At 68.6% G+C, this 8,187-nt stretch carries 7 protein-coding genes; 5 read left to right on the top strand and 2 right to left on the bottom strand.

Translation table 11 applies throughout. From position 1 onward, the window contains the following. The 3 genes from GPA27_RS27340 to serB form a co-directional block, all read left to right on the top strand. Nucleotides 1-1,276 (top strand): NAD(P)/FAD-dependent oxidoreductase (locus GPA27_RS27340; RefSeq protein WP_246261522.1); only part of this gene is annotated, 1,276 nt, incomplete at its 5' end. A gap of 81 nt (nt 1,277-1,357) precedes the next feature. Further along, nucleotides 1,358-2,437 carry a 3-deoxy-7-phosphoheptulonate synthase gene (locus GPA27_RS27335; RefSeq protein ID WP_169143569.1) on the top strand — a complete coding sequence of 360 codons (1,080 nt, stop codon included), beginning with the start codon at nt 1,358-1,360 and terminating at the stop codon, nt 2,435-2,437. Beyond that, the gene (serB, locus tag GPA27_RS27330; protein ID WP_169143568.1) at nt 2,434-3,264 is read left to right on the top strand and encodes a phosphoserine phosphatase SerB; all 831 of its coding nucleotides are present in this window, start codon (nt 2,434-2,436) and stop codon (nt 3,262-3,264) included. Before GPA27_RS27335 ends, serB begins: the two co-directional genes overlap by 4 nt. Before the next feature lie 78 nt (nt 3,265-3,342). Here serB and GPA27_RS27325 read toward each other — a convergent pair whose 3' ends face one another. Further along, a complete protein-coding gene (locus GPA27_RS27325; RefSeq protein WP_169143567.1) occupies nt 3,343-4,470 on the bottom strand; it encodes a M14 family metallopeptidase in 1,128 nt (375 codons plus the stop codon). 9 nt (nt 4,471-4,479) lie between these two features. Then, the gene (yaaA, locus tag GPA27_RS27320; RefSeq protein WP_169143566.1) at nt 4,480-5,265 is read right to left on the bottom strand and encodes a peroxide stress protein YaaA; all 786 of its coding nucleotides are present in this window, start codon (nt 5,263-5,265) and stop codon (nt 4,480-4,482) included. Between the two features lie 328 nt (nt 5,266-5,593). Here yaaA and GPA27_RS27315 point away from each other — a divergent pair, with 328 nt between their 5' ends. Then, the gene (locus tag GPA27_RS27315) at nt 5,594-6,910 is read left to right on the top strand and encodes an adenosylmethionine--8-amino-7-oxononanoate transaminase (RefSeq protein WP_169143565.1); all 1,317 of its coding nucleotides are present in this window, start codon (nt 5,594-5,596) and stop codon (nt 6,908-6,910) included. 6 nt (nt 6,911-6,916) lie between these two features. Next, nucleotides 6,917-8,077, top strand: a complete 1,161-nt coding sequence (gene bioF, locus GPA27_RS27310; RefSeq protein ID WP_169143564.1) for an 8-amino-7-oxononanoate synthase — start codon at nt 6,917-6,919, stop codon at nt 8,075-8,077. Nucleotides 8,078-8,187: the final 110 nt, after the last annotated feature.

The raw sequence follows: 8,187 nt of genomic DNA, 5'->3' as shown, positions 1-8,187 counted from the left end.
GCCCCGATCCACCCCCGACCCCAATGTCGTACGGGGCGGAGGCAGGCCACTCCCGCCATCCGCGCGCCCCAAGAATCACAACATCCAGGATGAGATCGCCTTCATGACCCACCCCATCGTCATCGCCGGCAGCGGCCTCGCCGGGTACAACCTCGCGCGCGAATTCCGCAAGCTCGACCGCGACACCCCGCTGATGATCCTGAGCCGCGACGCGGCGGGCTTCTATTCCAAGCCCATGCTGTCGAACGCGCTGTCGGCCAACAGGTCGGCGGAGAGCCTCGTCATGAAATCCGCCGACAAGATGGCCGGCGAAGTGCTCGCGACGATCCGTCCGCAGGTCGAGATCGCGTCGATCGAGGCGGCAAACCGCATCGCGGTGCTGACGAGCGGCGAACGCATCGCCTATCGCGACCTCGTCCTCGCCATCGGTGCCGATCCCATCCGCCTACCCATCGGCGGCGACGGCGCGGCCGACATCCTTTCCGTGAACGACCTCGACGACTTCGCCCGCTTTGCCGCGCGGCTCGATGGCGCGACGCGCGTCGTCGTGCTCGGCGCGGGGCTGATCGGCTGCGAATTCGCCAACGACATGCTCGCCCGCGGCATCGCCCCGACCGTCATCGACATCGCCGCCTGGCCGTTGGGCCGCCTCCTGCCCGAAGGCGCGGCCACGTGGTTCCGCCAGCAGCTGGAAGCGGCTGGCGTCACTTTCCGGATGACAGTCTCGGCCACCACCGTCGAACGCAACGGCGACGCCTACCGCGTCACGCTCGACGACGGCAGCGTCCTCGATGGCGATCTAGTGCTCTCCGCAGTCGGACTGCGTCCGCGCACCACGCTCGCCAGCGCTGCCGGCCTGGCCGTGAATCGCGGCATCCGCGTTGACCGCCTGCTCGCCACAACCGACGCACACATCCACGCACTCGGCGACTGCGCGGAGGTTGAAGGCCTCGTGCTGCCTTTCGTGATGCCCATCATGCACCAGGCCCGCGCGCTCGCCGCGACGCTGGCCGGGAAGCTGACGCCGGTCGCCTATCCCGCGATGCCCGTGGTCGTGAAGACCCCCGCGTGCCCGACCGTCGTCTGCCCCCCGGCCGCGAACGCGGAAGGCCGCTGGCAGATCCAGCCCCAACCGGACGGCGACGGGGGGCTCGAAGGGGGCGTCGAAGCGCAGTACCTCGCGCCTGACGGCACGCTGCTCGGCTTCGCCCTGCTCGGTGCCGCAACCGCCCGCAAACAGGCACTCGCGACGCAAACGCCCGCCGCACTGGGCTGACACGGCGGGTGCGCTCCCACGTCCCGGAGCCTCCGCGCTTCGGGTTACAATCTTTCTCTTTGCTGCATTGCGGAGCGCGCCATGCCTGTCGCCAATACCGAAAACCTCAACATCGTTGCCCTGGATCACATGCCCTCGCCCGAGGAGATCAAGGCGCGCGTCCCACTGACCGAAAAGGCCGCCGAGACGGTTCTGGCCGGTCGCCGGGCGCTGAACAACATTCTCGACCGCAAGGACAACCGGATCTTTGTCGTCGTCGGCCCATGCTCGATCCACGACCCCGTCGCCGGCGTCGATTACGCCCGCCGCCTGAAGGCGCTTGCGGACGAAGTCTCCGAGACCATGCTGCTCGTGATGCGCGTGTATTTCGAGAAACCGCGCACATCCACCGGCTGGAAGGGCTACATCAACGATCCGTACATGGACGACTCCTTCCGCATCGACGAAGGCATGGCGAAGGCGCGCCGCTTCCTCATGGACGTGAACGAGATCGGACTGCCCGCCGGCACCGAGGCGCTCGATCCGATCGCGCCGCAGTATTACGGCGACCTCATCTCGTGGACGGCGATCGGCGCACGCACGTCCGAATCGCAGACCCACCGCGAGATGTCGTCCGGCCTGTCGACCCCGGTCGGCTTCAAGAATGCCACCGACGGCGACCTCGACGTCGCGATCAACGCCATCGTCTCCGCCTCGCACCCGCACAGCTTTCTCGGCATCAACGGCCAGGGTCAGTCGGCGATCCTGCGCACGCGCGGCAACCGCTACGGCCACGTCGTGCTGCGCGGCGGCGCCGGCCGCCCGAACTACGACACCGTGTCGATCTCGCTCGCCGAACAGGCGCTCGCGAAGGCCAAGTTGCCGCAAAACATCGTCGTCGACTGCTCGCACGCCAACTCGTGGAAGAAGCCGGACCTGCAGCCGCTGGTCATGAAAGACGTCATCCACCAGATCCGCGAAGGCAACCAGTCGGTCGTCGGCCTAATGATCGAGAGCTTCATCGAGCCGGGTAACCAGCCGATTCCCGCCGATCTGTCGCAGCTAAAGTATGGCTGCTCGGTCACGGACGCTTGCGTCGGCTGGGACGACACCGCCGACATGATCCGCAAGGCGCACGCCGTCCTGAGCGAAGCACTGCAACGCCGGAGCCGCGCCGAATGAATCTAGTCGTGCAGGGCGAGGATGTCGATTCGGTCGCCCTGAAAACCGTCGCAAAGCTCACCGGCGCCAGCGCCATCGAACAGATCACCCCGCAGGCTTTCCGCCTCTGCGGCGGGCATGAGAACGGCGAGATCGAAGCGGTGTGCGCCACCGCCGCGCTCGACTGGGCCTGGGTCCGCCCCGGACGCCGGCTCGCCGATTTCGGCCTCTTCGTCACCGACATGGACTCGACGCTGATCAACATCGAGTGCATCGACGAGATCGCCGACATGCAGGGCCTCAAGGCCGAGGTGGCCGCGATCACCGAGACCGCAATGCGCGGGGAGATCGATTTCACCGAATCTCTCACCCGCCGCGTGAGCCTGCTCGCCGGCCTGCCGGAATCCGCGCTGACCGAGGTCTACGAACGGCGCCTTCAGCTCAATCCCGGCGCCGAACGGCTGATGCGCGGGCTCAAGTCGGCCGGCATCCACACGGTGCTCGTGTCGGGCGGCTTCACCTACTTCACCGACCGCCTCAAGGCCCGCCTCGGCTTCGACGAAGCCCACGCGAACCAGCTCGAAGTGGTCGATGGCAAGCTCACGGGGCGCGTCAGTGGCCCCGTCGTGGATGGCGCCGCCAAAGCCGCCCACCTGAGAGCCGCGCGCGAACGCCTCGGCCTGCGACCGGATCAGGTCATCGCCGCCGGCGACGGCGCGAACGACCTCCCGATGCTCACCGAAGCCGGCTTCGGCGTCGCCTTCCGCGCCAAACCGGTGCTGCGCAAGATCGCCGATTGCCGCCTCGACCACGTCGGTCTGGACGGCCTGCTCAATCTGTTCGCGTAGTACCGGCCGGACCCGCCCGGGTCCGTGGGAGCGGCTGAAGCCGCTCCCACAAAACCGCTCACTCTGCGGCATCGCGCATCAATTGCCTTCCAGATGCGCGAGAATCGCGTTCAGCATCGCCGCGCCCAGCCGCTTGCTGCGCGCACTGCTCCAGCCCGTACGCCCATCGGGCATGTTCGCGTTGTCCTTGAACGGCATCTCCAGCGTCAGCGACACGCAGCCGAAGCGGTGCGCCACCCACTTGCTCGCCAGCGTCAACAGCTCCTCGCCGAAGCGCCCGGGCTTGTAGCCGTGCTCGGTCTGGAAGTCCGGACTTGCCGCCGACAGAGCCGCGACCAGTCGGGCCTGCCGCGCTGCCGACTCGGCGGTGAAGCCCGGCACCTCTTCCGCGGTCGAAAAGAACACGTAGGGCAGCGCCTCGTCACCGTGAATGTCGAGAAACAGCTCGCAGCCGGTCGCCTCCATCGCATTCCGCACATGGAAGACTTCCGGGCTCGCCTGCTCGTCGGGCGTGCGCCATTCGCGGTTCAGGTTGCGCCCCGCCGCGTTCGTGCGCAGGTTGCCGTGGATCGCGCCGTCCGGATTCATGTTCGGCACGATGTAGAGCACGGCCCGTTCGCGGATGCGCCGCGCGACCGGGTCCGCCGCATCGAGCAGTCGCTCGAGCAGGCCTTCGATGAACCACTCGGCCATCGTCTCGCCCGGATGCTGGCGCGCGATGATCCACACCGGCCGGTGTGCCGGCGCCTCCCGCCCGACGACGATGCGGTCGAGCTCGCGCCCTTCGATCGTCGATCCGACGCTATCCACATGCGCGAAGGGCGAGGTCTCCGCCCATCCGACGAGATCGAGGTGGCGCTCGTAGGAATACGGCTCGAAATACGCGTAATAGACGCTGCCGTGCTCCGGCGTATGCTCGACGATCAGCTGGCCGTCCTCGTAGCGTGTCGCCGCGACGCGGAACCAGTTGCGTCGGTCATAGGACGCGACGCAACGGTACTCCGGCCATCCGTCCGGGTACGCCGCCGCAGAGGCATTCTCGAACACCATGCGCAGGCTGCGTCCCGCCGCCCCCTGCACGCGGAAGTGGAACCACTGGCGAAACTCCGCCGCATTGTCCGCGCGCAGACGCAGGCGGATGTCCTCCGGATTGTCGAGGCTCAGGACCTCGATCGCGCCGGAGTCGAAGCTATGGCTGATCTTCATGTCCGCCTCTCACTCGACACGCCGGCGGAACACCAGCGTGTCCTTGTCGGACGCATCGGGCGCGAACGCGTAACCGTCCAGATCGAAGCCCTTCAGCCCCTCGACGTCCTCGACGCGCTTGCAGATCGCGTAGCGGCACATCAGGCCGCGCGCGCGCTTCGCGTAGAAGCTGATGATCTTGTAGCGCCCGTTCTTCCAGTCCTCGAACACCGGCGTCACGACCGGCGCCGCGAGCTTCGCCGGCACCACCGACTTGAAGTATTCCTCGGAAGCCAGATTGACCAGCACCGGCACCGCCCCCGCCTCGCGTTCCTGCGCGAGCAATCCATTCAGGGCCACGGTCAGCTTGTCGCCCCAGAAGGCGTACAGGTTCTTTCCGCGCGGATTCGCCAGCCGCGTCCCCATCTCCAGGCGATACGCCTGCATCAGGTCAAGCGGCCGCAACAGGCCGTACAGGCCCGACAGGATGCGCAGATGCGCCTGCGCCCATTCGAGTTCCGCCGGCGACAGGGTCGGCGCATCCAGGCCGTCATACACGTCACCATTGAAGGCCAGCACGGCCTGCTTCGCGTTGGCGAGCGAGAACGGCGGCGCCCAAGTCTCGTAGCGCGCCACATTCAGCGTCGCCAGCTGGTCGGAAATATCCATCAGCGCGGACACTTCGGCGGGCGACTTCTTGCGCATCACGGCGATCAATTCGGCCGCATCCGCGAGGTAGTCGGGCTGCGTATGCACATCGGTCACCGGCGGCGTTTCGTAGTCGAGCGCCTTGGCCGGGGAAATCACGAAAATCATGGGGATCTGTTCTTCGGGTTGGGGATGGCACATGTTAGCAAAACCTGCCGCGGCCGCCTTCTCCTGGCGCCACCCCGGCAGCGGCGCCCGTATTCATGCCATCCCCGTGCTTGCACGTGCCGACGTTGCTGGTGATTGGACCGAATCGTAGGGCGGGAGCAGCGCAGCGTATCCCGCCACGCGGCGTTTGGGCCGATTCCGACGCCCGGATTGACCGGTTCGGCGGCGCCCCGCGCTGGACGGGATCATGCGATTGCCCTGTCCCCGGGGTTTGACACGAAACCCCGCTTGCGCGACATTTAATGGTTCCCCTTGGCCGGAACCCCTGATGCACGCCTCCCTGCTCGACCGCTCCCTCAAGTCCGTCTGGCACCCCTGCACGCAGATGAAGCAGCACGAGCATCTGCCGCTGGTGCCCATCGTGCGCGGCGAGGGGCCGTGGCTGATCGATGCGGACGGACGGCGCCTGCTCGACGGCATCAGCTCCTGGTGGGTGAACCTCTTCGGCCACTGCAACCCGCGCATCAACGCTGCCCTGCGCGACCAGCTCGAACGGCTCGAACACGTGATGCTCGCCGGCTTCACGCACGAACCGGTGGTCCAGCTCTCCGAGCGCCTCGCCGCCCTCACCGGCCACCGTCTCGGTCACGCCTTCTACGCCTCGGACGGCGCCTCCGCGACCGAGATCGCGCTGAAGATGAGCGCCCACTACTGGCGCAATGTCGGCCGGCCGGAAAAATCGCGCTTCGTCAGCCTCGCCGGCAGCTACCACGGCGAGACCGTCGGCGCGCTCGCCGTCACCGACGTCGCGATCTTCCGCGACGCCTACGCCCCGCTCGTACGCGCCGGCAGCATCGTGCCGACCCCGGACGCCCGCCTCGCCGAGCCCGGCGAATCGGCGGCCGACGTCGCACGTCGCGCCGCAGCGACGCTCGAAGCGCACCTCGCGGCACACCACGCAGAAACCGCCGCGCTGATCGTCGAACCGCTGGTGCAGGGCGCCTCCGGCATGGTCATGTACGACCCCGAATACCTGCGCCTCGCCCGCGCGCTGTGCGACCGCTACGACGTGCACCTCGTCGCCGACGAGATCGCGGTGGGTTGCGGGCGCACCGGCACCTTCTTCGCGTGCGAGCAGGCCGGCATCTGGCCCGACTTCATCTGCCTGTCGAAGGGCATCTCCGGCGGCTACCTGCCGCTGTCGCTGGTGCTCGCGACCGACACGGTCTACGCCGCCTTCTACGACGACGCGACGACGCGCGGCTTCCTGCACTCCCACTCCTACACCGGCAACCCGCTCGCCTGCCGCGCGGCCCTCGCGACGCTCGACATCTTCGAGCAGGACGACGTCCTCGCCGCCAACCGCGGCCTCGCCCAGCGCCTCGGCGACGCGGTCCGCGCCCGCTTCGGCGACCATCCGGCGGTCAGCCACCTGCGCCAGCGCGGCATGATCCTCGCGTTCGACGTCGCGTGCGAACGCCCCGACTTCTCACGCCGCTTCTTCTCGGCCGCTCTCGAACACGGCGTGCTGCTGCGCCCGATCGGCAACACCGTCTACCTCATGCCGCCCTACGTGCTCGACGACGACCACATCGCCCACCTCGTCGCCGGGGCTGCAGTCGCGCTCGCCGAAGCGCTGGCCTGACCGCTCATGCTGCTCGATTCACTCAAGGCCGACCTGGCCGAACTCGACGCCCAATCCCTGCGCCGCGTGCGCCGCAGCCTCGACACGCCCTGCGGCCCGCACGCACGCGTCGACGGCCGCGACATGCTCGCCTTCTGCAGCAACGACTACCTCGGCCTCGCCGCCGAGCCCGAACTCGCCGCAGCGCTCAAGGCTGGCGCCGACCGCTGGGGCAGCGGCTCGGGCGCCTCGCATCTGGTCAGCGGCCACTACACCGTGCATGACGAGCTCGAGCGCCGGCTCGCCGCCTTCGTCGGCTGCGAACGCGCGCTCTACCTGTCGACCGGCTTCATGGCCAATTCCGGGGTAATCCCCGCCCTCGTCGGCCGCGGCGACGCCATCTTCGCCGACCGCCTCAACCACGCCTCCCTCGTCGACGGCGCGCTGCTCTCGCGTGCCGACCTGCACCGCTACCCGCACGCCGATCTCAGCGCGCTCGAACGCGCGCTGGCCGCGAGCACGGCCAAACGCAAGCTGATCGTCACCGACTCGGTGTTCAGCATGGACGGCGACGTCGCCCCGCTCGCGGAGTTGCTCGCGCTGGCCGACCGCTTCGACGCGTGGCTGATGGTCGACGACGCCCACGGCTTCGGCGTGCTCGGCCCCGACGGCCGCGGCGCCCTGCGCGAAGCGGGCCTCGCTTCGTGGCGCCTCGTCTACATCGGCACGCTGGGCAAGGCCGCCGGCGTCTCCGGCGCCTTCGTCGCCGGTCACGCCGACGTGGTCGAATGGCTGATGCAGAAGGCCCGCACCTACATCTTCACGACCGGCGCCCCTCCGGCGCTCGCGACGGCCCTGCTGAAGAGCCTCGACCTCATCGAGCACGGCTCCGAGCGCCGCCGCCACCTCGCCGCCCTGATCGAGCAGCTCCACTCGGAGCTGAAACTGCAGCGCTGGCAGCTGATGCCCTCGCGCACCCCGATCCAGCCGATCGTGATCGGCGACAACGCCGAGACGGTCGCCGCCGCACGCGCGCTGTGGGACACCGGCCTGTGGGTGCCGGCGATCCGCCCGCCCACGGTCCCACAAGGCAGCGCCCGCCTGCGCATTTCCCTGACCGCCGCGCACACCCATCAGGACGTCGAGCGCCTCGTCACCGCACTGATGCAACTGGAGCACGCCGCTTGAGCGCGCTGCCGCTGGTCCTGCTGCATGGGTGGGGCCTCGTTCCGCGCGTGTGGACCGGCCTGCGCGACGCCCTGCCCGCCGGCCTTGCCACCCTCGCCCCAGCGCTACCC

The sequence above is a fragment of the Aromatoleum toluolicum genome (assembly GCF_012911005.2).
In the GTDB taxonomy this organism is placed as follows: Bacteria; Pseudomonadota; Gammaproteobacteria; order Burkholderiales; family Rhodocyclaceae; genus Aromatoleum; species Aromatoleum toluolicum.
This window is presented reverse-complemented; position numbering and strand designations above follow the sequence as displayed.

Excerpts from the sequence above, each read along its gene's own strand:
- serB (WP_169143568.1), top strand. The coding sequence starts at position 2,434 with ATGAATCTAGTCGTGCAGGGCGAGGATGTCGATTCGGTCGCCCTGAAA.
- GPA27_RS27335 (WP_169143569.1), top strand. The coding sequence starts at position 1,358 with ATGCCTGTCGCCAATACCGAAAACCTCAACATCGTTGCCCTGGATCAC.
- GPA27_RS27325 (WP_169143567.1), bottom strand. The coding sequence starts at position 4,470 with ATGAAGATCAGCCATAGCTTCGACTCCGGCGCGATCGAGGTCCTGAGC.
- bioF (WP_169143564.1), top strand. The coding sequence starts at position 6,917 with ATGCTGCTCGATTCACTCAAGGCCGACCTGGCCGAACTCGACGCCCAA.
- GPA27_RS27315 (WP_169143565.1), top strand. The coding sequence starts at position 5,594 with ATGCACGCCTCCCTGCTCGACCGCTCCCTCAAGTCCGTCTGGCACCCC.
- yaaA (WP_169143566.1), bottom strand. The coding sequence starts at position 5,265 with ATGATTTTCGTGATTTCCCCGGCCAAGGCGCTCGACTACGAAACGCCG.